This window comes from Symbiobacterium turbinis (assembly GCF_055383075.1).
Map to the genome: position 1 here is coordinate 3,163,627 of NZ_AP042433.1, position 24,623 is coordinate 3,188,249.

25 protein-coding genes and 1 pseudogene are annotated in these 24,623 nt (G+C 66.7%); 17 read left to right on the forward strand and 9 right to left on the reverse strand.

Features of this window, described 5'->3' with window-relative positions; genetic code table 11:
- Window positions 1-86: 86 nt before the first annotated feature.
- Complete coding sequence (gene lysS, locus ACZ45O_RS15175) at window positions 87-1,613, forward strand: lysine--tRNA ligase (RefSeq protein WP_464854156.1); 1,527 nt, start codon at window positions 87-89, stop codon at window positions 1,611-1,613.
- Between the two features lie 80 nt (window positions 1,614-1,693).
- Here lysS and ACZ45O_RS15180 read toward each other — a convergent pair whose 3' ends face one another.
- Entirely contained in the window at window positions 1,694-1,957 is a 264-nt protein-coding gene (locus tag ACZ45O_RS15180) for a hypothetical protein (protein ID WP_464854158.1), read from the reverse strand.
- Window positions 1,958-2,222: 265 nt separating this feature from the next.
- On the opposite strand from ACZ45O_RS15180, the gene ACZ45O_RS15185 reads away from it, so the two are divergent.
- The 5 genes from ACZ45O_RS15185 (at window position 2,223) to ACZ45O_RS15205 (ending at window position 6,977) form a co-directional block, all read left to right on the forward strand.
- On the forward strand, window positions 2,223-2,864 hold the full coding sequence (locus tag ACZ45O_RS15185; RefSeq protein WP_464854160.1) for a helix-turn-helix transcriptional regulator: 642 nt from the start codon (window positions 2,223-2,225) through the stop codon (window positions 2,862-2,864).
- Between the two features lie 144 nt (window positions 2,865-3,008).
- Window positions 3,009-3,899, forward strand: a complete 891-nt coding sequence (locus ACZ45O_RS15190; protein WP_464854162.1) for a PaaX family transcriptional regulator — start codon at window positions 3,009-3,011, stop codon at window positions 3,897-3,899.
- Window positions 3,859-4,641, forward strand: a complete 783-nt coding sequence (locus tag ACZ45O_RS15195; RefSeq protein WP_464854164.1) for an enoyl-CoA hydratase-related protein — start codon at window positions 3,859-3,861, stop codon at window positions 4,639-4,641. Before ACZ45O_RS15190 ends, ACZ45O_RS15195 begins: the two co-directional genes overlap by 41 nt.
- A gap of 3 nt (window positions 4,642-4,644) precedes the next feature.
- Window positions 4,645-5,418, forward strand: coding sequence for an enoyl-CoA hydratase-related protein (locus tag ACZ45O_RS15200; RefSeq protein ID WP_464854166.1), 774 nt, complete (start codon window positions 4,645-4,647; stop codon window positions 5,416-5,418).
- A gap of 5 nt (window positions 5,419-5,423) precedes the next feature.
- Window positions 5,424-6,977, forward strand: a complete 1,554-nt coding sequence (locus ACZ45O_RS15205; protein ID WP_464854168.1) for a 3-hydroxyacyl-CoA dehydrogenase — start codon at window positions 5,424-5,426, stop codon at window positions 6,975-6,977.
- A 141-nt stretch (window positions 6,978-7,118) separates the two neighbouring features.
- Here ACZ45O_RS15205 and ACZ45O_RS15210 read toward each other — a convergent pair whose 3' ends face one another.
- From ACZ45O_RS15210 to ACZ45O_RS15225, 4 genes and pseudogenes are all read right to left on the reverse strand, one after another.
- Window positions 7,119-7,742, reverse strand: a complete 624-nt coding sequence (locus tag ACZ45O_RS15210) for a DUF47 domain-containing protein (RefSeq protein WP_464854170.1) — start codon at window positions 7,740-7,742, stop codon at window positions 7,119-7,121.
- A gap of 54 nt (window positions 7,743-7,796) precedes the next feature.
- Window positions 7,797-8,012 (reverse strand): DUF2905 domain-containing protein, encoded by a 216-nt coding sequence (locus ACZ45O_RS15215; protein ID WP_464854171.1) that lies wholly within the window; start codon window positions 8,010-8,012, stop codon window positions 7,797-7,799.
- Window positions 8,013-8,024: 12 nt separating this feature from the next.
- The gene (locus ACZ45O_RS15220) at window positions 8,025-9,680 is read right to left on the reverse strand and encodes a putative ABC transporter permease subunit (RefSeq protein WP_464854173.1); all 1,656 of its coding nucleotides are present in this window, start codon (window positions 9,678-9,680) and stop codon (window positions 8,025-8,027) included.
- Window positions 9,677-10,348, reverse strand: a pseudogene (locus ACZ45O_RS15225) (ABC transporter ATP-binding protein); the annotation flags it as partial. The pseudogene ACZ45O_RS15225 and the gene ACZ45O_RS15220, both read right to left, overlap by 4 nt.
- Before the next feature lie 314 nt (window positions 10,349-10,662).
- On the opposite strand from ACZ45O_RS15225, the gene ACZ45O_RS15230 reads away from it, so the two are divergent.
- The 6 genes from ACZ45O_RS15230 to ACZ45O_RS15255 all read left to right on the forward strand — a co-directional run bounded on the left by ACZ45O_RS15230 (window position 10,663) and on the right by ACZ45O_RS15255 (window position 15,076).
- Window positions 10,663-11,652, forward strand: a complete 990-nt coding sequence (locus ACZ45O_RS15230) for a S1C family serine protease (RefSeq protein WP_464854175.1) — start codon at window positions 10,663-10,665, stop codon at window positions 11,650-11,652.
- A 214-nt stretch (window positions 11,653-11,866) separates the two neighbouring features.
- On the forward strand, window positions 11,867-12,433 hold the full coding sequence (locus ACZ45O_RS15235; RefSeq protein ID WP_464854177.1) for a hypothetical protein: 567 nt from the start codon (window positions 11,867-11,869) through the stop codon (window positions 12,431-12,433).
- Window positions 12,434-12,474: 41 nt separating this feature from the next.
- Window positions 12,475-12,696, forward strand: a complete 222-nt coding sequence (locus ACZ45O_RS15240) for a 4Fe-4S binding protein (RefSeq protein ID WP_464854178.1) — start codon at window positions 12,475-12,477, stop codon at window positions 12,694-12,696.
- A gap of 13 nt (window positions 12,697-12,709) precedes the next feature.
- Window positions 12,710-13,774 (forward strand): 3-methyl-2-oxobutanoate dehydrogenase subunit VorB, encoded by a 1,065-nt coding sequence (locus ACZ45O_RS15245; RefSeq protein WP_464854180.1) that lies wholly within the window; start codon window positions 12,710-12,712, stop codon window positions 13,772-13,774.
- Window positions 13,774-14,535, forward strand: a complete 762-nt coding sequence (locus ACZ45O_RS15250) for a thiamine pyrophosphate-dependent enzyme (RefSeq protein WP_464854181.1) — start codon at window positions 13,774-13,776, stop codon at window positions 14,533-14,535. Before ACZ45O_RS15245 ends, ACZ45O_RS15250 begins: the two co-directional genes overlap by 1 nt.
- The gene (locus tag ACZ45O_RS15255) at window positions 14,522-15,076 is read left to right on the forward strand and encodes a 2-oxoacid:acceptor oxidoreductase family protein (RefSeq protein ID WP_464854182.1); all 555 of its coding nucleotides are present in this window, start codon (window positions 14,522-14,524) and stop codon (window positions 15,074-15,076) included. The genes ACZ45O_RS15250 and ACZ45O_RS15255 overlap by 14 nt, the downstream gene beginning before the upstream one ends.
- A 27-nt stretch (window positions 15,077-15,103) precedes the next feature.
- On the opposite strand, the gene spo0A is transcribed toward ACZ45O_RS15255, so the two are convergent.
- Entirely contained in the window at window positions 15,104-15,865 is a 762-nt protein-coding gene (gene spo0A, locus ACZ45O_RS15260) for a sporulation transcription factor Spo0A (protein WP_464854184.1), read from the reverse strand.
- Window positions 15,866-16,193: 328 nt separating this feature from the next.
- Between spo0A and ACZ45O_RS15265 the strand changes: the two genes are divergently transcribed.
- Window positions 16,194-17,444, forward strand: a complete 1,251-nt coding sequence (locus ACZ45O_RS15265; RefSeq protein ID WP_464854185.1) for a uracil-xanthine permease family protein — start codon at window positions 16,194-16,196, stop codon at window positions 17,442-17,444.
- A gap of 80 nt (window positions 17,445-17,524) precedes the next feature.
- On the opposite strand, the gene ACZ45O_RS15270 is transcribed toward ACZ45O_RS15265, so the two are convergent.
- Window positions 17,525-18,094 carry a hypothetical protein gene (locus tag ACZ45O_RS15270; protein ID WP_464854186.1) on the reverse strand — a complete coding sequence of 190 codons (570 nt, stop codon included), beginning with the start codon at window positions 18,092-18,094 and terminating at the stop codon, window positions 17,525-17,527.
- A gap of 172 nt (window positions 18,095-18,266) precedes the next feature.
- On the opposite strand from ACZ45O_RS15270, the gene ACZ45O_RS15275 reads away from it, so the two are divergent.
- A complete protein-coding gene (locus ACZ45O_RS15275; protein WP_464854188.1) occupies window positions 18,267-19,313 on the forward strand; it encodes an NADH-quinone oxidoreductase subunit I in 1,047 nt (348 codons plus the stop codon).
- A 151-nt stretch (window positions 19,314-19,464) separates the two neighbouring features.
- Here ACZ45O_RS15275 and ACZ45O_RS15280 read toward each other — a convergent pair whose 3' ends face one another.
- A complete protein-coding gene (locus ACZ45O_RS15280; RefSeq protein ID WP_011195728.1) occupies window positions 19,465-20,862 on the reverse strand; it encodes an ISLre2-like element ISSyth3 family transposase in 1,398 nt (465 codons plus the stop codon).
- A gap of 215 nt (window positions 20,863-21,077) precedes the next feature.
- On the opposite strand from ACZ45O_RS15280, the gene ACZ45O_RS15285 reads away from it, so the two are divergent.
- Entirely contained in the window at window positions 21,078-21,896 is an 819-nt protein-coding gene (locus tag ACZ45O_RS15285) for an Asp23/Gls24 family envelope stress response protein (RefSeq protein WP_464854189.1), read from the forward strand.
- Window positions 21,897-21,941: 45 nt separating this feature from the next.
- Here the strand turns inward: ACZ45O_RS15285 and ACZ45O_RS15290 are convergent, their stop codons facing one another.
- Window positions 21,942-22,268, reverse strand: a complete 327-nt coding sequence (locus ACZ45O_RS15290) for a hypothetical protein (protein ID WP_464854190.1) — start codon at window positions 22,266-22,268, stop codon at window positions 21,942-21,944.
- Window positions 22,269-22,913: 645 nt separating this feature from the next.
- Here ACZ45O_RS15290 and dapF point away from each other — a divergent pair.
- Both dapF and ACZ45O_RS15300 read left to right on the forward strand, forming a co-directional pair.
- Window positions 22,914-23,732, forward strand: a complete 819-nt coding sequence (gene dapF / locus ACZ45O_RS15295; protein WP_464854192.1) for a diaminopimelate epimerase — start codon at window positions 22,914-22,916, stop codon at window positions 23,730-23,732.
- A gap of 63 nt (window positions 23,733-23,795) precedes the next feature.
- Window positions 23,796-24,575, forward strand: a complete 780-nt coding sequence (locus ACZ45O_RS15300) for a phosphate ABC transporter substrate-binding protein (RefSeq protein ID WP_464854194.1) — start codon at window positions 23,796-23,798, stop codon at window positions 24,573-24,575.
- Window positions 24,576-24,623: the final 48 nt, after the last annotated feature.

Below are 24,623 nucleotides of genomic sequence, written 5' to 3' on the forward strand. Positions count from 1 at the left end.
CGCCGCTTCCATCAACTTGTCTGGGACAACCCTTTTCTGTATAATCACCAGGGTGAGAGACCCACTGTGCGGGAAGGAGAAGTCGCATGAGCAACCACCCGAACCTGTGGCCGTACCAGGAAGCAAGACGAATCATCGAGCGCTGGCCGCAGAAATCGCGCTACATCCTGCAGACGGGGTTTGGCGCGTCCGGCCACCCGCACATGGGCACCATCGGCGAGGTGGTCCGCACCTTCTACGTGGCCAAGGCCCTGCGCGACCTGGGCCGCGACTCGGAGATCATCGTCTTCTCCGACGACATGGACGGCCTGCGCAAGATTCCGAGCAACATCGATGCCCCGTGGCTGAAGGAGCATCTGGGCAAGCCGGTGACCCGCATTCCCGACCCCTATGGCACCCACGAATCGTTCGGCCACCATATGAACGCCGAGCTGATCGAGATGCTGGCGAAGACGGAGATCGAGGCGACCTTCCGCTCGGCGTCCGACTGCTACGCCGACGGAACCTTCGACGAGGGCATCCGCCACATGTTCCGCCACATGCAGGGCATCATCGACCTGGTGCTGCCGACGATGCGGCCGGAGAACCGCGAGGGCTGGTTCCCCTGGCTGCCCGTCTGCCAAAACTGCGGGAAGGTCTACACCACCCGGGTGGAGTCGTATGACCCGGAGGAGGCCACGGTGACCTACTCCTGCACCGGTTCGTTCCGCGATGTGCACGGCTGCGGCCACCGGGGCACCCAGAGCGCCCTGGGCGGCCGGGGCAAGTTCTTCTGGAAGGCGGACTGGGCCCTGCGCTGGTACGTCTTCGGCGTCAACTTCGAGATGCACGGCAAGGACCTGATCGACTCGGCGAAGCTCTCCAAGGCCATCGTGAAGCTGCTGGGCGGCGAGCCGCCGAACACCATGTTCTACGAGCTCTTCCTGACCGAGGAGGGGCGGAAGATCTCCAAGTCCACCGGGGCCGGCATCTCCATGGAGAACTGGGGCCGCTGGGGCACGCAGGATTCGCTCAACCTGCTCATGTTCCGGAACCCGCGGCAGCAGAAGCGGCTGAGCCCGGAAACGGTCATTCAGTACACCGACGAGACGCTCACGATGCCGCCCGATGACCCGCAGTACCCGTTCATCTACTACCACGGCGACCGGCCCGACCTGGGCGGGCTGCGCTACTCCGACATCATCAACCTGGTCAACGCGATCTCGGAGACCGACCCCGACGTGCTGATTGAGTATCTGGGCCGCTCCTTCGGGCACGAGCGGATCCGCAAGAACGAGCCCTTCGTGCGGGAGCTGCTGGAGAAGGCCGTTCATTACTACGAAGATTTCATTCTGCCCACCCGCCAGACGCCCGAACTGACCGAGGCCGAGTGGGCGATGGTCGACGAGTTCGAGGCGATGATCCAGCAGACCGACGATGCAGAGGAGATTCAGACCGGGGTCTTCAACATCGCCCGGGCCCACGGCATGCAGCCGAGGAAGTTCTTCCAGATCCTCTACGGCGTGCTGCTGGGGTCCGACAGCGGCCCGCGGATCGGCGGCTTCGTCACGCTGGTGGGCAAGGATCGGATCCGCGAGCTGATTCAGGCGGCACGGGAGAAGGCCAGGGGCTGAGGTGCGCACGCGAAACCGGGGCTGTTCAGGAGCAGAGGTGTCTGCGTCCTGGACAGCCCCGTTGGATTTTGTGCCAGCGGTCAGGCGATCTGGCTCATCTGGTGCAGCAGATCCAGTGGCGGCGCTGCGGGGAAGGTCTCGCGATTCTCACCGGTGACCCTGGTGAGCGCAAAGGACTGGCTCTGGTTGCTGATGCGCTGCAGGAACTCGACCAGGTGCGCGCGGGAGCAGAACTTCCAGGCGAAGGCATCGGCCGCCGGATGGCTCATGCGGTTCTCCGGCATCAGGATGTAAGCCAGGCGCTCATCCTCGAACTGCTCCAGGCAGTGTTTGCACATGAACACCCAGGTTCACCTCCAGTGTGGTCGATCCAATCTTAATTATAGGGCTCATATTCGACCCCAACAACTGTTCAGGGAGCCACCCGCCCCCTGTGCTCCATCCACCCTGCGACCAACTATTGGTACCGCGGGATGGCTATTAGGGCGAGTGCCTTAGTCCTATCGGCTATAATTGGTGACAAACGGCTTTAGAAAGTATCCGGCTGATCTTTCATATGATAAAATGTATGCGAGTTAAGTCTGTGACTGCGAAGAGGAGGGGAACGAGTTGTCAGTCGATGTCATGCCTCGCCAGGAGGAGACCTCCACGCGCCGCGAGATCATCAACCTGCTGCGGGTTGTTGGCCCCCTCACAGTAGGCGAGCTCGGCGAGCGCCTTCACATTACGCATGTCGCAGTCCGACGTCACCTGACCTCTCTGGAGCGGGACGGGCTGGTCACCTCTGTGCAGCAGCGGCTGCCCATGGGGCGGCCTACCCGGGTCTACTCGCTGACCGAGGCGGCCGACAACCTGTTCCCGAAGAAGTACGGCGCCATGATGGTGGAACTGTTGGACTTCATGCACGACACGGATCCGGCACTGGTGGAGGACTTTTTCCGGCGGCGGGGCGAGGAGCTGGTCGCACGCTACGGCGGCGACGTGGACGGAGACACCCTGAGCGAGCGGGTGGAGCAGCTCGCCGCGATCCAGCAGGCCAACGGCTACCTGGCCCAGTTTGAAAAGGAAGAGGATGGCACGCTGGTGCTCAAGGAGTTCAACTGCCCCGTGCACCTGGCCTCCCGGCGGTATCCCCACGCATGCAACCACGAACTGCAGTTCTTCAAGACCGTGCTGGGGACGGAGAACATCGAGCGGGTGGAGTGCATCGCCAAGGGCGGCCAGTGCTGCCGCTACCGCATCCAGCCATGACCGATCACGGCGGGCGCCGACCTCCATGGAGAGGTCGGCGCCCTTGTCATGTCCGGTGACCGCCGCGCGGGCGCTTTGAAGGGGTGGTCGCTGCGCTCTGGCAGGTGAGCGGGCGGAAACGGCGAATCTGTCTGCACTGGCCGAATGTTGCGCGGCTCGGGGGCAGGTGGGGTGATGAAGGCCCGTTCGCTGCTGTTCAACCTGTGGGGCGACTATATTCAGCATGTGGGCGGAGAGGTGTGGGCCACGACCCTGGCCGCCTGGGTCAGGCCGTTCGGCGTCAGCGAGGCGGCCCTGCGCCAGGCGCTCTCCCGCATGGCGCGCCAGGGGTGGCTGGAGGTGCGGAAGGTGGGAAACCGCACCTGCTACGCGCTCTCCGCCGCGGGGCGCCGGCGCATCGTCGAGGCGTCGCGGCGGGTGTACGACGGCCGCGAGCTGGACTGGGACGGCCGCTGGCGCGTGCTGGTCTACTCCGTTCCCGAGGCCCTGCGGAACCGGCGCAACGACCTGCGGCGCGAGCTGATCTGGACGGGCTTTGCCCACCTCTCCCCGGGAACGTGGATATCGCCGAATCCCCTGGAGGACTCGGTGCGGGAGCTGCTCAGGCGCTACGGTCTGGAGGCCTATGCCACGCTCTTCGTCGCCGGATACGTGGAGCCGTGGGCGGCGGAGGACCTGGTGCGCCGCTGCTGGGATCTGGAGGCGATTCAGGCGAGCTACGATCGGTTCATCGCCCGCTGGGAGCCCCGGCTGGCCGCCGAGGCCGGCCTGCATAGCGATGAGGATCGGTTCGTGGAGCAGATCCGGCTGGTCCACGATTACCGCAAGTTCCTGTTTGTCGACCCGGGGCTGCCGCGCCAGCTCCTGCCCGACGCCTGGCGGGGGCATGACGCCCGCCGCCTCTTCCAGGCCTACTACGACCGGCTGCGGCCCGGGGCGCTCCGCTTTCTGGAGCGGCACTTTGAGGCGACTCAAGCCCATGACGCAAAGGAGGATGACGACCGTGGCGTACGAGAACATCCTGGTCTTCCGTGAGGGGGATGTGGGCCGGGTGCAGCTGAACCGCCCTCAGGCCCTCAATGCCCTGAACTCCGGCCTGATGGCGGAGCTGGTGACCGCGTTCCGGGAACTGGAGCAGGATCCCGGCGTGGGGTGCTTGCTCCTGCACGGGAACGAGCGCGCTTTTGCGGCCGGTGCCGACATCAAGGAGATGGCGGAGCTCGGCGCGATCGATATGTATACCCGTGACTATATCGAACGCTGGGACGAGGTCGCCCGCATCCGCAAGCCGATCGTCGCCGCGGTCAGCGGCTATTGCCTCGGCGGCGGCCTGGAGCTGGCGATGATCTGCGACATCATCGTCGCCTCGGAGACCGCGAAGTTCGGCCAGCCCGAGATCAACATCGGCGTCCTGCCGGGGGCCGGCGGCACCCAGCGGCTGACCCGCGCTGTCGGGAAGTCGCTGGCGATGGAGATGGTGCTGACCGGCCGCATGATCACGGCCGAGGAGGCCCGGGCGGCGGGCCTGGTCAGCCGGGTGGTGCCGGTGGAGGCCTACCTCACCGAGGCCCAGAAGCTGGCGGAGGAGATCGCCTCCAAGTCGCCCGTGGCCCTGCGGCTGGCGAAGGAGGCGGTGCTGCAGGCCTTCGAGGGCAGCCTGAGCAGCGGGCTGGCCTACGAGCGCCGGCTGTTTGCGATGGCCTTCGCCTCGGAAGACCAGAAGGAGGGCATGCGCGCTTTTGCCGACAAGCGGAAGCCCGAGTGGAAGGGGAGGTAGCCCGTGAGCGAGACGGCGGTGCGCTGGGCGCTGGACGGGGCCGGCGTCTTCCGGATCACCCTGAACCGCCCCGAGCGGCTGAACGCTTTCAACCAGGCCCAGCACGAGGAGCTGCTGGCGGCCCTGAACCGGGCGGAGCGGGACCCTGCCGCGCGCTGTGTGGTCATCACCGGCGAGGGGCGCGCGTTCTGCGCGGGCCAGGATCTCGAGTCGCTGGGCGACATGCCGGTCGGCGACCTCGTGCGCCGGTACTACAACCGGTTGATCACCCGGATCCGGAGCCTGGAGAAGCCGGTGCTGGCTGCCGTGAACGGGGTGGCCGCCGGCGCGGGCGTGAGCCTGGCGCTGGCCTGCGACCTGATCGTGATGGCCGAGAGCGCCGCGTTCATCCAGGCCTTCGTGCGGATCGGGCTCGTTCCCGACTCCGGCGCGTCCTACTTCCTGCCGCGGCTGGTCGGCTACCACAAGGCGATGGAGCTGGCCCTCTTCGGAGACCGGGTCAGCGCTGCGGAGGCCCTGGCGCTGGGGCTTTGCAACCGGGTGGTGCCCGACGACCAGTTCGAGGCGGCGGTGACCGAGTGGGCCGAGCGGCTGGCCAGGGGTCCCCGCTCCATGGGCTGGATCAAGCGGCAGCTCAACCGGGGGCTGGAGCGCTCGCTGGAAGAGGTGCTGGCCCTGGAGGCGCACCTTCAGGAGGCCGCGGCCCGGAGCGAGGATGCCCGTGAGGGCATTCAGGCCTTCGTGGAACGGCGCGAACCCAGGTTCACGGGGAGGTAGCGGTCGTGCGTCGGATAGGCGTCGTCGGGGCCGGCACGATGGGAGCCGGCATTGCCCAGGTCGCGGCCCGGTCCAACTTTGACGTATTGCTCTACGATATCGATCCCAACGCCCTGTCGGGTGCCCTCCGGCGCGTGAAGGCCGACCTGGAGCGGCAGGTCGCGCGCGGCCGCCTCGCCGAGCCACAGGTGGCGGAGATTCTGAACCGCATCACCACCACGACGACGCTGGGCGACTTCGCCGCGGTGGATTTCGTCATCGAGGCGGCGCCTGAGGACCTGGAGCTGAAGCGCGGGCTGTTTGACCGGCTGGACCGGCTGTGCCGGCACGATGTGGTACTGGCCACCAACACCTCATCGCTCTCTGTCACGCAGATCGGCGCGCTGGCCGGCCGCGCGGACCGGGTGGTGGGCATGCACTTCTTCAACCCGGCGCCGGCGATGCGGTTGGTGGAGGTGGTGGCGGGCGACGCCTCCGGCGAGGCCGCGCTCGAGGCGACGGTGGCCCTGGCGGAGGCAATGGGCAAGGAGCCGGTGCGGGTGAGGGATACCCCGGGCTTCATCGTGAACCGGGTGGCGCGCCCGTTCTCCGGCGAGGCCCTGCGCCTCCTGGGGGAGCAGGTCGCGACCGCGGCGCAGATCGACCGGATCGCGCGCCTGGCCTGCGGCTTCCGCATGGGGCCTTTCGAACTGATGGACCTGGTGGGGCTCGACATCAACTTCGCCGTCCACCGGTCTGTGTATGAACAGTTCTTCGGCGACCCGCGGTTCCGCCCGCACCCGCTGCAGGAACGCATGGTGAAGGCGGGCAAGCTGGGGCGCAAGACCGGCGAGGGCTGGTACCGGTATCGGGACGGCCAGGCGGTGAACGGCCCGGCCCCGGCCCAGCATTCTCAGGTGCCGGCGCCGCGGGTGCCCGAGGTTCGCAACGTGGCCGTGCTGGGCGACGCCGATCTGGCGGACCTGGCCGCGGAGGCGGGCTATCGGCTGGTGGACTGCTGCGCCGACGCCGATCTGGTGATCCTGGGCGACCCTGCGCTGCTGGTGGGCCGGCAGCCCTCCCCGGAGGTGCCGGTGCTGGTCGAGGCTTCGACCCGCTCGACCACTGAGATGGCGGCGCAGACGGTAAACCCGGCCCAGGTCGTCGGTTACGGGGGCCTTCCCCGGGTGAGCCGGCGGCAGCTCGTGGAGGTGGCGCCCGGGCTGCGGACCGATCCCGCAGCGACGGCGATGGCGGTGCGATTCTTCCACTCGCTCGGCCGTGACACTGAGGTGGTGGCCGACGGCCCCGGGCTGGTCGCGGCACGGCTGCTGGCGTGCCTGATCAACGAGGCCGCGTTCGCCCTGCAGGAGGGGGTGGCGACCGCCGAGGGCATTGACACGGCGATGAGGCTCGGGCTGAATTACCCGCTGGGTCCGCTGGAGTGGGCGGACGAGCTCGGCCTCGACGCCGTCCTGGCTGTGCTGGAGGGGCTGCAGCGGGAGACCGGGGAGGACCGGTACCGCCCGGCGCCGTATCTGCGGAAGCGGGCGGTCGCAGGGCTGCCTCTGCGGGGGTAGGGCAGGGGGCACGGGCGACGTGAACACAAACCAACTGGACAATGCGCGAAGCGCCTCCCGCAAGCCGCTGTGCGGCCTTGGGAGGCGCCTTTGTGGGCCCCTGAGGATATTGGCGGTGCTGGCCATCGACCATGTGGCCACTCACGCCCGCTTCATGATCACGCCTTCGAGGGTGTTGGCCACCGCTTCGACCTGGTCGGTGGCCCGTTCCAGCATTTCGTAGATCTCCTTCATCGTGATGAAACGGATCGGGTCGGACTGGCTCTTGTCGTACAGCTCGGAGAGCGCCAGGCGCAGTTCGTCGTCGCCGTGGTCTTCAAGCGTGTTGATCTGGCGGATGCGGTCCCGGATCTCCAGCAGCTTGCCCCCAGCCAGGAGGTCGATGGCGGCGACCAGCTCGGTGGCCTGCGCCCGCAGAATCTGCGCGAAGGCTCGCAGGTGCTTGTCCGACGCCGACAGGCGGTAGATGCCGACGCGGGCGGCAGCGGCCTCCATCGCATCGACCACGTTGTCGATCGCGACCCCCAGCGTGGCCAGGTCGGCACGCTCCAGCGGCGTCGCGAAGGTCTTGTGAATCAGCTCGAAGAGCTTGTGCGTCAGGTCATCGCCCTTCGACTCGAGCTGCTTGATTTCCGGTCCCAGGTTCCCCACGTGCACGGGCTCTTCAAGCAGCCGCCCGAGCAGGCCGGCCACCTCTGCGGCGTTCTCGGTTGCCTCCCGGAGCAGTTGGTAGAACTGTTGGCTGCGACCGCCGATGAAAAGCATGATGCATTCCCCCTATCCGCTAAAGTGAAAAGCCAGCCTGCTGGCGCCGGCAACTCAACGCCCCCACCGTTGCCAGAGCCAGAAGAGCAGCGAGAGGACGATGCTGGCGAGAATGCTGGTTGCGATCGGGAAGTAGAAGGTGAAGTTGCCGCGCCGGATGATGATGTCGCCCGGCAGCCGGCCCAGGCCGGGCGAAATGCGTTCGAACAGGGTGATCGCACCGCCCACAACCAACAGCAGTGCGCCTATGGCCATCAGCGTGCGACCCATGCGATCCACTCCCTACAGTTCGTATTGCGTGTAGCGTACATCGGCCAGTGCACCGACGATCTGTCCCAGGAACCAGGCCCCCAGGGCCAGCACGATCAGCAGACCGGGGAGGAAGAACGGGCGGAGGGCCAGGTAGAGCAGGACGGAGGCTCCGGCCAGGACGGCGACGATCGCCAGGTTGATCAGCATGGCCAGGAACGAGTTGATGTTTCCCTTCATGGCCTGCTGCGGGTCGGTCCAGGCCAGGCTGGGTTTCAGCACGTCGATGAGCAGCCCGCTGTAGCCGCTGATCACGCTGACCAGCAGGCCGCCGATCAGCAGGACGGCCAGGTTGCGCAGGGTGCCCAGCCCCAGCCAGACCGTCACGACGCCCATCACCAGCAGGTTGAGCAGGCTGAACAGCACGCTGTGCAGGAGCTTGGCGTGAATCTGCACCCGGGGGGCCACCGGCAGGGACTGGCTGATCCAGAACCACCGCCCTTCACGGCTGATGGCCGAAGAGGGGATGACAGACGTGGAGTTGAGGAGGAAGAGGATGCCCAGCAGCACCGCCGGCGTCCACGGGAGGTCCGCGCCCGCGGAGAAGTCGATGCCTTCGACGAGGAGCCCGCCGGTCGCCAGGGGAATGGCGATGAAGAGGGGAATGAGCAGCGGCGTGATTACGCCGGACATCAAGAAGGTGGGGTTGCGGTTGAGCAGCCGCACCTCCCGGAGGAACAGCGCCCGGAGGGGAGACTGCTCCTTCCCCGTGCGCTCTGCCAGTTCGGGCCGGCTGACCTGACGCCCCGAGGACGCCACCTCGTCGCCGCCCAGCAGTCCGCCCAGGAAGAACCGCTCCGCTCCCGCCACCAGGAGCCCCAGGGATACGGCCACGATGCCGGTGAACAGGAGGAAGGGCGGGATGCCCAGGGCCGGGCTGCCGGCCTGAAGGGCCTGGGTGCCCCAGGTGGACGTGACCAGCCACCGGGCGACGCCCTGAACCAGGGGCTGCTGTGCCTCCACGAACCGCTGCACGTCCTCGACTCGCAGGCCCCCCTGCTGGAAGCGGCCGACGAACTGGATGACGATGGCCAGGCCAACGCCCACCAGGGCGCCGAAGACGCGGAACAGGTCGCGGTTGCGGCGCAGCGCGGTGATCCGCATCAGCAGCAGGCTGAAGAGGGCGGAGAGCACCAGCGGGACGACCGGAAGCATCAGGTAGATGAGTACGGCGAAGGGGATGTACAGCGGCCCCACATCGGCCAGCACGCCGTAGACTCCCAGGGCGGGCAGCACCACCGGCGCGATGGTCAGGTACTCGCCCAGGAGAATCGACATCAGCTTCGAGAGCGCGATCTCACCGGGCCGCAGGGGCAGGGGAATCAGGAGCCGCAGATCCTGGCTGAAGTAGAAGACGGAGATGACGTAGAGCACGCCGAAGATCAGGCAGAGGAGCTGCCCGCCCGTCAGGGCGATGGTCAGCACGAGATGGGCCTGGCCGAGCGGTTCGAGCCCCATGTAGAGGCCGATGTAGGCCACGATGAACATGACGATCAGGGGGAAGAATGCCAGCAGGATCAGCGGGATCAGGAGAAGGCCCAGGCGGGACCGGGTGCCCGTCATGCGCTGCAGGCTGCTGCGCCAGGTCTGGATGAGCTGCACCCGCAGGAGCGGCCAGACGTTCCTCATTGCTCCGTCAGCTCCAGGAAGATGGATTCGAGGGTCTCGCCGGTCTGTCCCCTGCGCAGTTCATCCAGGGTGCCGCAGGCAATGATGCGCCCCTTGTTGATGATCGCCACCCGGTCGCAGAGCCGCTCGGCCACTTCGAGCACGTGTGTGGAGAAGAAGAGGGTCCGGTTCCGGCGGGTGTGCTCAGCCATCAGTTCCTTCAGTTGGTGGGACGAGCGAGGGTCCAGGCCGACCATGGGCTCGTCCAGCACCCACACGGGCGGGTCTCGCATCAGGGCCGAAATCAGCACCAGCTTCTGCTGCATCCCGTGGGAGTAGCTGTCCACCCGGTCGAGGAGGGCGTTGGTCAGGTTGAAGGCGTCCGCGAACCGGGCGATGCGCTCCTGCCGCTCACCTGAGGGCACGCCGTAGACGTCGGCGATGAAGTTCAGGTACTCCAGGCCCGTGAGCTTGTCGTAAACCTCGGGGGTGTCCGGCACGTAGGCCAGCTGCCGCTTGGCCTCCAGCGGCTGCCTGACGACGTCGTAGCCGCCGACCCTGACCGTGCCGCTGTCTGGCCGCAGCAGCCCGACGATCATCTTGATGGTGGTCGTCTTGCCCGCACCGTTGGGACCGAGGAAGCCGAAGATCTCGCCGGGCCGGATCGTCAGACTGAGGTTGTCCACGGCTTTCTTCGTCCCGCCGCCGTAGCTCTTGGAGACGTTCACGAGTTCGATCATGCAGCAATCCCTCCAAGGTCAGACGCATCTCCTAGGGGTTTCACCGGCGCCCGGTTTCTTCCTGCCCTGCATGGGTTTTCGCAGGAAAACGGTGCGCGGCGGCGTCCGTCATTCCGTTCTTTGACCGTTCATTGAGAAAAGACGTTTCGGAGGTACCGATTTGTTCAGCCGGACGGGCGACCCGCCCGGGGTTGAGATCAAGACAGATCGTACGTAAAATGGCATGTTAGAGTGGCTACGATGCAAGGATGGGGGGTGTGGGCGTGGACCCGTTTTCCTCGGCTCTGATCGCGGCGCTTGACCGGGTGCGCCCGGCAGTGGTGCACATTTACGCCACCACGCCCAGGACGGGGCAGGTCGCTCTGGGTACCGGGGTGATCCTGGACCATTATCATATCATCAGCACCGCGCAGATTGTCGCCCCGGAAGACGAGATCACCGTGAAGACGGCGGATGGGAAGCGGCGGCGGGCGGAGTGCATCGGCGTCGACCCCGTCTACTTCCTGACGGTCCTCCAGGTTGAGGAGCGGCTCCCCATCGATCCGCCCACCTTTGCGCCGGACGGCACCACACCCGTGGGGCTCTTCGTCGCGGCCGTGGGCTACGCCCTGGGGCAGGAGCATACGGCCGCCAACGGGATCATCAGCAGCAGCGACCGCACGGTCTACCGCCCGAAGGGGCGCGGCAGGGGCAACCTGCCGGTGGACGGGCTCCTGCTGACCACCGCCCCCATCCATCCCGGCAACACCGGCGGTCCACTGGTGGACCTGGAGGGGCGGGTGGTGGGCGTGAACGGCATCCCCTGGCAGGGTGGGCTCAGCCTGGCCATCCAGGCCTCGGTGGCGGCCCGCGTGGCCAGCCAGATCATCGATTACGGCTACGCCGTACATCCCTGGCTGGGCTTCTCAGGCGAGCCCGACGTGATCGACGACATCTGGGTCGAGATGCTGAACCTGCCCATCGACCGGGGGCTGGTGGTGCAGTACGTGCAGGCCAACGGGCCGGGCCGGCGGGCCGGCGTGGAAGAGATGGACATGATCATGGCCGTGAACGAGCGGCAGCCGGTCACAAGCACGGGGATGATCCGGAAGGTCCTCGCGACCCGCCGCTACGGCGACCGGGTGCCGCTCACGGTGCTGCGGCAGGGCGAACTGATCGAACTGCACCTGCCCGTGGAGGAGGTTCCCGGTCTCGAGCAGCTCTACCCGGAGAGCGACGAGGAGTCGTCGCTCACGGAGGACGAAGAGGACTAGGCGCGTTCACAATTTTTCAGGTTGCGTGGATAGCCCTTTATGTCTAAACCCAAGTACCGATACCCCCAGTCCCTCCGCGACGGTTAAGATGGACCTGGGGGGATCAGTCATGATGAAGGCTGCCCGTACCCTGTTGTTGGGCCACTTCGGTTCAGGCAAGACCGAAGTGGCCATTTTTTTGGCCCTTTCGCTATGTGCTGGACAAAAGCGCCCCATGCTGCTGGATCTGGATTTTATCACGCCATACTACCGGTCGCGCGACGTGGCCGATGAACTGGCGGCAGCAGGGGTTGAGGTGGTGCGGCCGGCCGGCGAGCTGTGGCGCTCTGACCTGCCCGTCGTAGCGGCGCGCGCCGTGCAGGCCCTGACCGCGTACGACGGGCCGGTGGTGGCGGACGTCGGCGGAGGCGAGGGCGCCCGGGTGCTCGGCAGCATGCGGCTCTCACCGGGCACGTACGAGGCGCTGATGGTGGTGAACCCCTACAGGTCGGGCACGGAGTCGCCGGAGCAGGTGGTCGGGTACGCCCGGTGGCTGGAGGAGATCGGCCGCATCAGGCTGACGGGGCTGGTGAACAACGCCAACCTGGGCCCGCTAACCCGGCCCGAGCACGTTCTGGAGGGGCTGGCGCAGGTGGAGGAAGCTGCCCGGCGGCTGAACCTGCCCGTGCGCTGGACGGCGGTGCGCGCCGATCTGGCCGATGCGCTGCCGGGGCTGGACCTGCTGCCGCTCACATTGCGCATGCGCCCGCCCTGGGAAGCGCCGGCCTCCGCCCTGCTGTAGGCGACGTGACGACCAGTGGAAACGACGGTGAAAAGGGGGTTATGGGGTTGCGCGCAATCAAGCTGGAACTGGATCAGGATCGGTGCAAGGGGTGCGAACTGTGCACGGAGGCCTGCCCGCGCGCGGTGTTGGCCATGGGCTCGCAGATCAACGCGCTGGGCTACCGGGCGGCCGTGGCCATCGCCCCGGAGCGGTGCACGGGTTGCCGGGCGTGCGCACTGGTCTGCCCCGAGGTCGTCTTCACCATATACAAGACCGCCTAGGAGGGGATGCCCGATGGAACCGATGATGACGATGATGAAGGGCAACGAAGCCCTGGGCGAGGCCGCGATTCGTGCGGGCTGCCGGTTCTTCTTCGGCTATCCCATCACCCCGCAGTCGGAGCTGCCGGCTTACATGGCCAGGCGCATGCCCGAGGTCGGGGGCACGTTCCTGCAGGCCGAGTCGGAGCTGGCCGCGGTGAACATGCTCCTGGGCGCGGCGGCCACCGGCGTGCGGGCGATGACCTCCTCCTCCTCGCCGGGCTATTCGCTGAAGCAGGAGGGCATCTCGTATATGATCGGGTCTCAGCTGCCGTGCGTGGTGGTCAACATCATGCGGGGCGGCCCGGGCCTCGGCAACATCCAGCCTTCCCAGAGCGACTACTTCCAGATCGTGAAGGGCGGCGGCCACGGCGACTACCGCATGATCGCCCTGGCGCCCGCCACCGTGCAGGAGCTGGTCGACCTGACGATTCTGGCCTTCGACCTGGCGGATTTCTACCGCAATCCGGTGGCCCTGGTGGGCGACGGGCTGCTGGGCCAGACGATGGAGCCGGTCAGCTTCCCGCCTGTGAAGACCACGGACGACGACAAGGACTGGGCCCTCACCGGCGCCCACAACCGCCCGAAGCGGGTGATCACCTCACTGGAGCTGAACCCCGAGAACCTGGAAGCCCACAACCGCGTGCTGCAGGCGAAGTTCGCCGCGATGGAGGAGCGGGAGGCCCGGTGGGAGGAGTACCGCTGCGAGGATGCGGAGCTGGTCGTGGTAGCGTACGGCACGTCGGCCCGCATCGCCCGCGCCGCCGTGGACGCCGCCCGCAACATGGGGCTGCGGGTCGGCCTGTACCGGCCGATCACGCTGTGGCCCTTCCCCGGCGAGGGGCTGACCCGGCTGGCGGAGCAGGGCGTGCGGCGGTTCCTCGATGTGGAGATGTCCAGCGGGCAGATGGTGGAGGACGTGAAACTGGCCGTGCTCGGCCGGGCCAGGGTGGATTTCTACGGGCGGCTCGGCGGCATGGTTCCGACCCCGCGTGAAATTCTCGGCCAGATTCAGGAACTGATGGGAGGCGAGGCCTGATGAAGCGCATCGCTGGCATGCCCGGGTCGATGTCGGCCGTGGTCACCCATTACTGCCCGGGCTGCAGCCACGGCGTCCTGCACCGCATCATCGCCGAGCTGATCGACGAGCTGGACCTGCGCGGGCGCACGGTGGGCGTCGCGTCGGTCGGCTGCTCGGTTCTGGCCTACAACTATTTCGAGACCGACTTCGTACAGGCCCCCCACGGCCGGGCGCCGGCGGTGGCCACCGGGGTGAAGCGGGCGCGCCCGAACCTGTTCGTCTTCACGTACCAGGGAGACGGCGACATGGCCGCGATCGGCACCGCGGAGATCATCCACGCGGCGGCCCGGGGCGAGCGCATCACCGCGATCATGTACAACAACTCCATCTACGGCATGACCGGTGGGCAGATGTCGCCGACCACCCTGATGGGCGCGGTGACCGCGACCACCCCGTACGGGCGGAGTGAGGAGAACGGCCGGCCGTACCGCATGGCCGAGCTGCTGGCCCAGATGCCCGGCACGGCCTACGTCGCGCGCACCCACGTCGCCGACGTGGCGAACATCGTGAAGACGAAGCAGGCCGTCAGGAAGGCGTTCGAGGCGCAGATCCGCGGCCTCGGGTTCTCGATGGTCGAGGTGCTTGGCAACTGCCCGACCAACTGGGGGATGACCCCGGCGGAATCCAACCGCTATGTGCTGACCGAGATGCTCAGCTACTTCCCGGTGGGTGAGTTCAAGGATGTGACGAAGGAGGCGCTGGCCGGTGTACACGCATGAGGTTCTGATAGCCGGATTCGGTGGCCAGGGCGTGCTCACCGCCGGGCAACTGCTCGCCTATGCCGGAAACCTGGAGGGACAGCACGTCTCGTGGGTGCCGGCCTACGGACCCGAGCAGCGGGGCGGCACGGCCAACTGCTCGGTGGTGATCTCCGACCAGCCCGTGGCCTGCCCGCTGGTCTCGGAGCCGACCGCCTGCATCGTGCTGAACCAGCCATCGCTGGAGAAGTTCGAACCGATGGTGCAGCCGGGGGGCACGCTGGTGGTCAACACCTCCCTCTGCACGACCCGCCCGAAGCGGACGGACATCACCGTCGTGCCCGCGCCGGCCACCGACCTGGCGGTGGAACTGGGGGCGATCCGCTTCGCCAACATGGTCGCGCTGGGCGCGCTGCTGGCGGTGGTGCCCATGGTGAAGACGGAGTCGATTCTGGAAGTCCTGCCGAAGGTGATGGGCGAGGACAAGGCGCAGTACGTGCCCATCAACCGTGAGGCGTTGAAGATCGGGATGGAAGAGGCGCGCAGGGTTCTGATGGTCTGAATCCGGGAGACGTGCGGGGAGCGGGGGCTAGTCGGAGCCCACCGCTCCCCGCAGGTGATCCGCCAGCATGGCCACGAACTCGGCATTGGTCGGCTTGCCCCGCACGTGGTGCACCGTGGCGCCGAAGAGCCGCTGGAGATCGTTGATGTCGGCCCGTCCCCAGGCGACCTCGATCGCGTGGCGGATCGACCGCTCGACCCGGTTGGGCTGGGTCCCGTGCAGCCGTGCAATGTGCGGATAGAGCTCCTTCGTCATGCCGCAGGTGCTCTTGTTGATGCTGAGGACGTACTGTACGGCGTCTTTCAGGAAGCGGTAGCCCTGAAGGTGTGCCGGGACGCCGCTGCGGCGCAGCAGCTCGGCGATGGTGCGCGGGCTGGGCACCGCGCGGCCGGCCGACGGCGCCTGTGAGGCGGAAGGGTGACCGCACACCAGAAGGGCCCGCTCCGCGACTAGGTCCGGCTGACAGGGGCGAAGGAGGCAGTAGCTGGCCCCGTTCGCGTAGTAGTGCTGCACCAGCAGATCGGAGGCGCAGGAGAGCAGCAGCAGAACGTGGGGACGCTCGCCCGGGTTCAGTTCCGCCAGCACACCCAGCCCGTCCAGATGCGGCAGGACGTCATCCAGAATGAGCAGGTCCGGGCGCAGGGTCCGCACCAGTTCCACCGCCTCCAGGCCATGGCGCGCTTCGCCCACCACGGCGAATTGGTTCATGCCGTCGAACTTGTCCACGAGGCGCTGGCGCTCCTCGTGGTTGTCGTTGGCGATTACGACGGTGGTCCGGCCTTCCTCCATGTTGTTGAACCCCTCCTTCTCCGATGGGAAGAATCCTTACTTCTGGTATGAAATACCTTCCGGCCCGGCGACAAAATCAGCTGCCGCCGCGACGATTGAAAAAATCTGCTGCCAGCAGGTGAAAAAGATCTCTGGTCATCTGCCGCGGATCGTGATACACTTAGACAGAACTGAATACCGGCGACCTTTAAGGCAGTCCCGTGAGACTGGCAAGGTCACATGGTAAGGTGCGCCCTGATGCGGGTGTGCCCTGCCACGCGACTTCTTGCCTCGCCGGTAAGGAGTCTTTTTTTGCGTCGCAGGAACACATGATCAGGGGGTATGTGCGATGGCGGGTTCGACGGCAGCGATTTCTCAGACGGCAGCGCTCTCACCGACCAAGCGGTTCGTACTGGGCCTGCAGCACGCGGCGGCCATGTTCGGCGCCACGGTGCTGGTGCCCATCCAGACGGGGCTGAATCCCAGCGTGGCCCTGCTCACCGCCGGTCTCGGCACCTTGCTGTTCCACCTGGTGACGAAGGGGAAGGTGCCGGTGTTCCTCGGATCGAGCTTCGCCTTCATCGCCGCGATTCAGATGGTCGGGAAGGCGGAGGGGCTGGAGTACGCCACAGGCGGCATCATGGTGGCGGGCCTGGTCTACCTGGCGCTGGCGGGGCTGGTCTACCTGTTCGGCGTCGACCGGGTGCGCAGCTTCTTCCCCCCCATCGTCGCCGGCCCGATGATCATGGTCATCGGCCTGACGCTGGCTCCCGTGGCCGTGGGCATGGCCTCCGAGCACTGGCTGGTGGCCCTCATCACGCTGATGGCCGTGGTCGTGGTATCGGTCTACGCCCGGGGCTTCCTGAAGCTGCTGCCCATCATGTGCGGCATTCTGGTGGGATTTGCCGCCGCCATGGCCTTCGATCTGGTGGAGTGGGCGAAGGTGTACGAGGCCTCCTGGGTCGCCGTGCCGCCCGTAATGGCGCCCAAGTTCAGCCTCTCGGCCATTCTGGCGATCGCCCCCCTGGCCTTGGTGACGATGGTGGAGCACATCGGCGACATCACCACCAACGGGGCTGTCATCGGCAAGGACCTGATCCGTGATCCCGGCCTGCACCGCACCCTGCTGGGCGACGGTCTGGCCACCGCCCTGGCCGGCCTGCTGGGCGGCCCGGCGAACACGACCTATTCGGAGAACACCGGCGTGCTCGCGGTTACCCGCAACTACGACCCCGGCACCCTCCGCATCGCGGCTGTCGTCGCCATCTGCCTGGCGTTCGTCGGCAAGCTGGGGGCGCTGCTTCAGGTGATTCCACAGCCGGTCATGGGCGGCATCTCCATCGTGCTGTTCGGGATGATCACGTCCATCGGCATCCGCCAGGTCGTCGACGCCCGGGTGGACTTCACCAACGGGCGCAACCTGGTCATCGCGGCCGTCATCCTGGTGCTCGGCATCGGCGGTGCGGCGATTCCGCTGCCCGGCGGCCTGCAGCTCGGCGGCATGGCCCTGGCGGCCCTGGTCGGCGTGGTGCTGAACAAGGTGCTCCCGGAGCAGATCTCCCGGGAGGCCGAGGCGGTGCTGACCGGCGGCGACGACTAGCACAGGAACGGGAAAACCCCGGGAAAGGCATTCGGCCTTTCCCGGGGTCTTTTCGTCCTGGAACGGGCTCCCGCGGAACCCTACCTGGCCTGCTCGTTGATGGCGTTGATCAGCGCGGCCAGGCCCCCGGCGGGATCGCCCTGGCGCGAGCGGGGCAGGTACTGATTCTGCACCATCTCCAGCATCTGCTGGAGCGAGATCTTGCGATCGAAGACCAGCGCGCCCATGGCGAAGCGGATGTTGTAGTTGTCGGCCGGGAACAGGACCAGCAGAATCTCGTTCTTGCCGGGGTAACCCTGCTCAGCCAGCATCTGATCGAGGTAGTCGGTCTTGTCCATTTCGCGGGGGGCGTCGCGGGCAATAATGATCGTGTACGTAATGGGCGACTCGACCCGGAGCGCTTCCTTCAGGGCCTCGAGATCGCCGGGCAGGTCGGGAACCTCGGGGTCGGGCTCGGTGGACTCCTCAGGAGGCTCGTCCGGCGAGGATGGCGTCGTGGGATCCTCCGACGGCGGGGGGCCTGGTGTCGGCTGCGGTTCAGACTGCGGCGGCGGTGACGGAGGCGGATTCTCCGCGGAGCCACAGCCGCTGACGAGCAGCGCGGTGCTGAGTATGAGTGCTGCGGCGCGCAGCCAGAGACGTCGGCGCATGTCGTGTGACACCCCCTTGGCAGTCTTACTAGATAATCTAACGATGCGCATGGCCTTGAGGTTACGGTCGCTGCGCCGAAATGCCCATAAAGGCCATTCCGAATCCACCGCTCTCCCTATTTTGCTGATCGGCCCGGCAGCGGTACGATCAGAGGTGATGGGAGTGAGCGACTTGATCAACCTGGAACACCTGCTGAAAGTAGTCGATCCCGACCCGATTCGGGTGGATGCGCAGGCCTGCCTGGCGGCGAGGCACCGGCACTCGGGCTGCCGCCGCTGTGCGGAGGTGTGCCCGGCCTCGGCGCTGCGCCTGGAGGACGGGCGGATCCAGGTGGACACGGGGGCCTGCGACCGCTGCGGCATTTGCGCCGGGGTCTGCCCCACGGCGGCGATCACCGTCCGGGGAATCGACGAGGAGGCGGCGCTTTCCGCCGGGTCCGCGTACTGCGAAAGGACGACCGGAACCGGCCTCAGGCTGCCCTGCCTGGGCTACCTGTCGGTGGACCACCTGATGGCGATGGCCCTGCGCCATCCCCGGGTGGAGCTGACCGGCGGGGATTGCGCGTCATGCCCGCGGAGGGCCGGCGGCGAGCAGGCCCGGGAGGCGGCCCTGAAAGTCACCGAGGCCCTGGCGGCGCTGGGCTCGGACCATGTGGTGCGTCTGTCGGCGGCCGCCGATGGCGAAGCGGGCCGCCAGAACCTGAGCCGCAGGGAGCTGTTCGGGCTCTGGCGCACCGAGTCGGCTCAGGTTGCCCTCCAGTTCCTGCCGGAGCCGGAACTGAACCATGCGCGTCTGCCTGCACGTCTGCCCCGGCGGCGCGCCCGCTGGCTGCGCCGGGTGGATCCCGAGACGGCGGGGGCCGGCGCGATGCCCGAAGGCCCCTGGAAGGCCCGCAGCGTCACCGAGGCCTGCACGGGCTGCGGCATCTGCGCGGCGTTCTGCCCGACCGGCAGCCTGGAAGCCGAAAACGTGGACGGAACATGGACCCTGACGCACCAGCCGGCCGCCTGCGTAAGCTGCGGCACCTGTGTCGAGCTCTGCCCGGTGGGCGCCATGGGCGAGGAGCCGCTCACGGCCGCAGCGCTGGCCGGCGGGGAGCGGCATACGCTCATCTGCCTGGTCGAGCGCCGCTGCCGCAGCTGCCGCCGGACGTTCAAGGGTCGCCCCGAGGACGAGCGGTGCCCCAACTGCAGGAATATTCTGGGGCCGCTCGCGTAAGCTACCATTCCACATAGTAGACGATCTGGCTTGGTTTATCCAGCAGCAATTTTCGCGAGGGCCTGTCAAGCCAAAGTGGGTACGTCTCACTTCCAAAAGTGTTCTGTATAAATCTGGTTCTTGAACGGACGCTGACTACCGTTCTCGTTTTTTACCTGGTCACCAGACCCGCAAACCCCCTGAACGTCTTGGAGTATCCTCCGCTGTTGTTGCGACCGGCGTTCAGGATCGGCATGCGTGCATGCCGGGCAGCATCGACTCCCCGGCCTACGGTCTCACGAACCCGATGGCGCACTTTCTCCGCAGCCGCGTTCACAGATTCAAGCCCCAACGCACGCTCAACGTACTGTACGGCCCCCCGTAAAGCGCCGCGATAATATGCTGCCATCACCTGCAGCATTGCCATCAGGCCACTTTCCGACCAGCTCCGCCCCACCTTCCGCAGCCGTGCCGAATACCGCTCCACCGCCCCTTCCGCGGCGCCCACGCCGCGTAACCCCTCAACGTTGACGCCCCGCTCTTGCAGCCGAATACGGTAATCTCGAATTGACTCCGGCATCGTCCTGAGGTCGGCCAGCAGCCGGCGCATCTTCCCACGACGATCCGTGTCGGTCTCGGCTTTATGCGCTTCATCCAGCACCGCCAGCAACCGTCCAGCATCGTTTGCTTCAAGTGCAGCGTGTGCCTGCTCTAAGCGCTGGGGCCGGTGGCGCAGCACATGGTTTAACTCCCGCTTCAGGTGGAACCGATCGATCTGGTACAGCGCCTTGGGAAACCACGTCACGCCCTCCCGGATCCACAACGCCCGGTCCCCGTTGATGATCACCCAGGTCTCGCTTAGGTCGTACTCGCTCTCCAGAAGCTCGCTCAACTGCTCCCAGCTATCCCTGCCCGGTTCGGGCACGAAATCGCGCCGGTTCACCAGGCTGTACTCCTTACTACCTGGGCCTCGCTGGATCCAACCCTCATGAATCACAAACAGCCGGACTTCTGCCTTCTTGCCACGCTGACGAGCTGGCCAGAACCCGTCTGCCTCGATGAACAAGACCCGCACACGTCGGGTACCGGCCAACGTCATCTGCTGCTGTTTTTCCGCCGCTGCAAGCGCCCTTCCGGTCTGCAGGTTCCACTGCCGAATCGCTTCATGGCTGACAAACACCTGGCAATCCCGCCGCTCCAGCTCTGCCGCAGCACCCCGGTACGATCCAGCTGTCACAGACGCTTCAACCGCATCTGCCCTTACCGAGTCACTCACCCGCTGCCGTTTCGCTATTCCCAACACCTCATCCAGCAGGAACACGAAACGCTCTTCCTCGCGGTCCCAGTAGTAGCGGCGCTGGAACGTGATCGGCCCGAACTTGGTGACGACGCTTCGGGACCGCATTTCCTTGTACACATACCGACTCGGGTCTCGGCTCTCGTACAGCGCCGTGTCAATCGCAGAGAGCGCCTCGACCAAAGCCTCGCGGAAGCAGTCGAGTGTCTGTTGCCAAGCCAAACGTTCAATCTCCTGAAAGGAGAAATCCACCGCAGCACGAATTTGCTCCATGACGAGAGATGACCCTCCTCGTGTTGGTATTGGCCAATCTCAACACTTTGGAAGGGCACATCTCTCGTCCTGCTATTTCAGGAGAAAAAATGTGTTGTACCCACGAAAACTTTACTCACACTTTTCGCGAGCACGCCCCTGGCAAACCTGAAGGCGCGCCGATTCGTCAGAGAGAATAGAGGACTGAGACGCAAGCAGCACAGGGGGTGATCTGGGTGGAGGTGGTGGCCTTTGTGGGGCCTGCGGGCAGCGGGAAGAGCCACCGCGCCCAGATCGTGGCATATCAGAACCAGTGCGAGTTCATCGTCGACGACGGCCTGCTCATCGACAAGGACGGGAAGATCCGCGCGGGCACCAGCGCCAAGCGGGAGGAGAACAAGATGGCGGCCGTGCGGCGGGCCATCTTCCTGAACGAGGACCACCGGGAGGAGGTCCGCGCCGCCCTCTGGTCGCTGAAGCCGAAGCGCGTGCTGGTTCTGGGCACGTCCGATGAGATGATCGTGCGCATCTGCGACGCGCTGGACCTGCCGCACCCCGACCGCACGATCCGCATCGAGGAGATCGCCACCCCTGCGCAGATCCGCCTGGCCCAGCGGAAGCGGCATCACGAGGGCAAGCACGTCATTCCGGCCCCGACGTTCGAGGTCAAGAAGACCTTCTCGGGCTACATGGTCGACCCGCTGCGCTACTTTTTCAAGCGGGGGCACGGGCTGGACCCCGTGACCCTGGAGAAGTCGGTGGTGCGCCCGACCTTCTCCAGCCTTGGCCGTTTCTTCATCGCCGATACGGTGATCGCGGCCATCGCCACCCGGGCGGCGGAGGAGATTCCGGGCATTGGCAAGGTCGGCCGGGTGGTGGTGGAGAGCCGGCGGGAGGGCGTGCTGGTGGATATGGAGATCCTGCCGCGGTACGGCTTCCACATCTTTGACGTACTGCGGGAGGCGCAGGAGGCCGTGGCCGCGCAGATCGCCCACATGACCGAATTGAACGTGCTGGAGGTCAACCTGGAGGCCCGGCGCCTCCTGGTGGAATGAAGAAGAGCCCCCTCTCAGGCCCGCCCGGCCTTTGCAGGAGGCTCTTTACGCGGATGGGCTGTCCTTCTTGACCTTCTTGCGGCGTGCAGGCCAACTCTGCCGCCCCGGCGAGACCGCCTCGTCCTCATCCGGCGGGACGGGCCAGACGCGGCTCAGCACCGCCAGCAGGCTGGTCAGATTGCCCTGAAAGGTAAGGGTACCCTGGCTCTCCCCCGGCATGCCGGTAATGCAGTTCAGCGCCAGGGCGACCTCCATTCCGTCCAGGTTGCCCTCGGCCTGCACATCGGTCTCCAGCAGGTTCACGGGAGTCTCGCAAACCTTCATCTGGCGCCTCCGGCAGGCGTCGAGCACCTTCTCCTTGCCTTCGAGCACAGGTCTCCCTCCTCTCTCAGTCACAGGTCATTAGGATGTCATTATAACGACTCGTTCAACGAGAAAACAGCCTTGATCACCCAGGAATCTCTTGGTACAATGTACGCAACGTGCTGAACTGCGGTAGCGGTTCAGCACAACGTTTACTATGCCGGGGCCGGGCGGCGTGTACGGCCGGACCCGGCAGCAGTGCGCAGCTGGTGTGGCAGGGGGAGGGGAGTGGGGAGGGGGGCTCCGCCCCACACCCCACTTGGATCGACGCAACGTGCTGAACTGCGGTAGCGGTTCAGCACAACGTTTACTATGCCGGGGCCGGGCGGCGTGTACGGCCGGACCCGGCAGCAGTGCGCAGCTGGTAGCAGGGGGAGGGGAGTGGGGAGGGGGGCTCCGCCCCACACCCCACTTGGATCGACGCAACGTGCTGAACTGCGATAGCGGTTCAGCACAACGTTTACTATGCCGGGGCCGGGCGGCGTGTACGGCCGGACCCGGCAGCAGTGCGCAGCTGGTAGCAGGGGGAGGGGAGTGGGGAGGGGGGCTCCGCCCCACTCCCCACTTGGATCGACGCAACGTGCTGAACTGCGGTGGCGGTTCAGCATGTTGCGGCAGGATCCGCTCCGGATGCCGTGGGGGGGTGGAGGCACGGTGATCCGCTTCACGAAGATGGAAGGGGCCGGGAATGATTATATCTACATCAACAACCTGGTGGAACAGATCCCCGAGGAACGGCTCTCGGCGCTCGCCCGCGCCGTGAGCGACCGCCACTTCGGCGTGGGCGCAGACGGCCTCATCGTCATCCTGCCGCCGACGGAGCCGGGTTATGACTTCCGGTTCCGCATGTTCAACGCGGACGGCTCTGAGGGGGAGATGTGCGGCAACGGCATGCGCTGCTTCGCCCGCTACTGCTTCGATCGGGGACTCACCGACAAGCGCGCGTTCCGGGTGCAGGCCCTGGCGGGTTGCGTGGTGCCGGAGGTGCTGCTGGACGCGGCCGGAGAGGTCGCCGCGGTGCGGGTGGACCTGGGTGAGCCGCGCGGCCTGGGCGAGCAGCGGGTCGCGGCCGCCGGCCGGGAGTACCGCGTGATAACGGTGAATACCGGCGTGCCGCACATCGTGATCTTTGCCGACGACGTCGAGTCGGTGGACCTGGCGGCGGTCGGCCCGCTGCTGGAGCGGCATCCCGGCTTTCCGACGAGGGTCAACGTCAACTTCGCACAGGTGCTGAGCAGGTCGGAGGTAAGGGCCCGCACCTGGGAGCGGGGATCGGGCATCACCCTGGCCTGCGGCACGGGGGGCTCGGCCGTGCTCGTGGCCGCCTGCCTGCTGGGCCATACCGGGAGGCAGGCCCGGATCCGCATGCCGGGGGGCGATCTCCAGGTGGAGTGGGACGAGGCCACGAACCACGTCTTTCTGACCGGTCCGGCGACGTTCGTCTGCGACGGCGTCTTCCTGAAAGAGATCTGAATGCAACGGCGGGGCGCCTTCTGGAAAGGCTAGGGAAAGACTGGCCTGAACAGGAGGCGCCTCATGCGCGCGTATACGAGGCAAACCGTGCTGATCCTCTCCCTGCTCGCCGCCCTGCTCGCGGGCTGCGGCCGCTCCAGCGTCGGCCTGCGCATCGCCGGTTCGACCTCGCTCCAGCCCCTGGCGGAGATGCTGGCCGAGGGCTACCAGGCGGCCGGCGGCGCACGGGTCTCCGCTCAGGGCGTCGGGTCCACGGCGGGCCTGCAGGCCCTGCGAACCGGGGTGGCGGATCTGGCCACCATCTCCCGGAGACTCACGCCCGAGGAGGTCCGCGAGGGGTTCCGGGCGCACGTCATCGCCTGGGATGTGCTCGCCATCGCCGTCCACCCGTCCAACCCCGTGGAGGGGCTGACTCTGGCCGAGCTGCGCCGCCTTTTTTCCGGCGAGATCCGGGACTGGGCCGAGCTGGGGAGCCCCGCGGGCCGGGTGCACCTTATCAGCCGCGAGGCGGGATCGGGCTCGCGGGAGGCGTTCCGGGAGCTCGTCGGCCCGATTCACCCCCTGACCGCCGTGCAGAACAGCAACGGGGTCATCCGGCTGGCCATCCGGAACGATCCGGCCGCGGTGGGCTATCTGAGCCTGGGCGTCGCCCGGGCCGGCGGGGTCAAGCTGGTGCGCGTCGACGGGCGACTGCCCGGCGAGCCCGGATACCCCCTGGTGCGCCCGCTCAGCCTGGTCACGCTGGGCCCCCCTTCGGGCGAGGCGCGGGCCTTCCTGATGTACGCCCTGAGTCCCGCCGGGCAGCGGTTAGTGGCGGACGAGGGATTGCTCCCGGTCCGATAGCCTGTCTCATATGTGACGGTTCCGCATATCCATCGCTTCAGGAAGATC

What these genes read in the sequence shown, in the direction of transcription:
- ACZ45O_RS15280 (WP_011195728.1), bottom strand. Translation starts at nt 20,862, where the DNA reads ATGGAGCAAATTCGTGCTGCGGTGGATTTCTCCTTTCAGGAGATTGAA.
- lysS (WP_464854156.1), top strand. Translation starts at nt 87, where the DNA reads ATGAGCAACCACCCGAACCTGTGGCCGTACCAGGAAGCAAGACGAATC.
- ACZ45O_RS15270 (WP_464854186.1), bottom strand. Translation starts at nt 18,094, where the DNA reads ATGCGCCGACGTCTCTGGCTGCGCGCCGCAGCACTCATACTCAGCACC.
- ACZ45O_RS15245 (WP_464854180.1), top strand. Translation starts at nt 12,710, where the DNA reads ATGGAACCGATGATGACGATGATGAAGGGCAACGAAGCCCTGGGCGAG.
- ACZ45O_RS15195 (WP_464854164.1), top strand. Translation starts at nt 3,859, where the DNA reads ATGACGACCGTGGCGTACGAGAACATCCTGGTCTTCCGTGAGGGGGAT.
- ACZ45O_RS15215 (WP_464854171.1), bottom strand. Translation starts at nt 8,012, where the DNA reads ATGGGTCGCACGCTGATGGCCATAGGCGCACTGCTGTTGGTTGTGGGC.
- spo0A (WP_464854184.1), bottom strand. Translation starts at nt 15,865, where the DNA reads ATGGAGGAAGGCCGGACCACCGTCGTAATCGCCAACGACAACCACGAG.
- ACZ45O_RS15250 (WP_464854181.1), top strand. Translation starts at nt 13,774, where the DNA reads ATGAAGCGCATCGCTGGCATGCCCGGGTCGATGTCGGCCGTGGTCACC.
- ACZ45O_RS15210 (WP_464854170.1), bottom strand. Translation starts at nt 7,742, where the DNA reads ATGCTTTTCATCGGCGGTCGCAGCCAACAGTTCTACCAACTGCTCCGG.
- ACZ45O_RS15235 (WP_464854177.1), top strand. Translation starts at nt 11,867, where the DNA reads ATGCTGCTGGATCTGGATTTTATCACGCCATACTACCGGTCGCGCGAC.
- ACZ45O_RS15240 (WP_464854178.1), top strand. Translation starts at nt 12,475, where the DNA reads ATGGGGTTGCGCGCAATCAAGCTGGAACTGGATCAGGATCGGTGCAAG.
- ACZ45O_RS15190 (WP_464854162.1), top strand. Translation starts at nt 3,009, where the DNA reads ATGTTGCGCGGCTCGGGGGCAGGTGGGGTGATGAAGGCCCGTTCGCTG.
- ACZ45O_RS15300 (WP_464854194.1), top strand. Translation starts at nt 23,796, where the DNA reads ATGCGCGCGTATACGAGGCAAACCGTGCTGATCCTCTCCCTGCTCGCC.
- ACZ45O_RS15220 (WP_464854173.1), bottom strand. Translation starts at nt 9,680, where the DNA reads ATGAGGAACGTCTGGCCGCTCCTGCGGGTGCAGCTCATCCAGACCTGG.
- ACZ45O_RS15265 (WP_464854185.1), top strand. Translation starts at nt 16,194, where the DNA reads ATGGCGGGTTCGACGGCAGCGATTTCTCAGACGGCAGCGCTCTCACCG.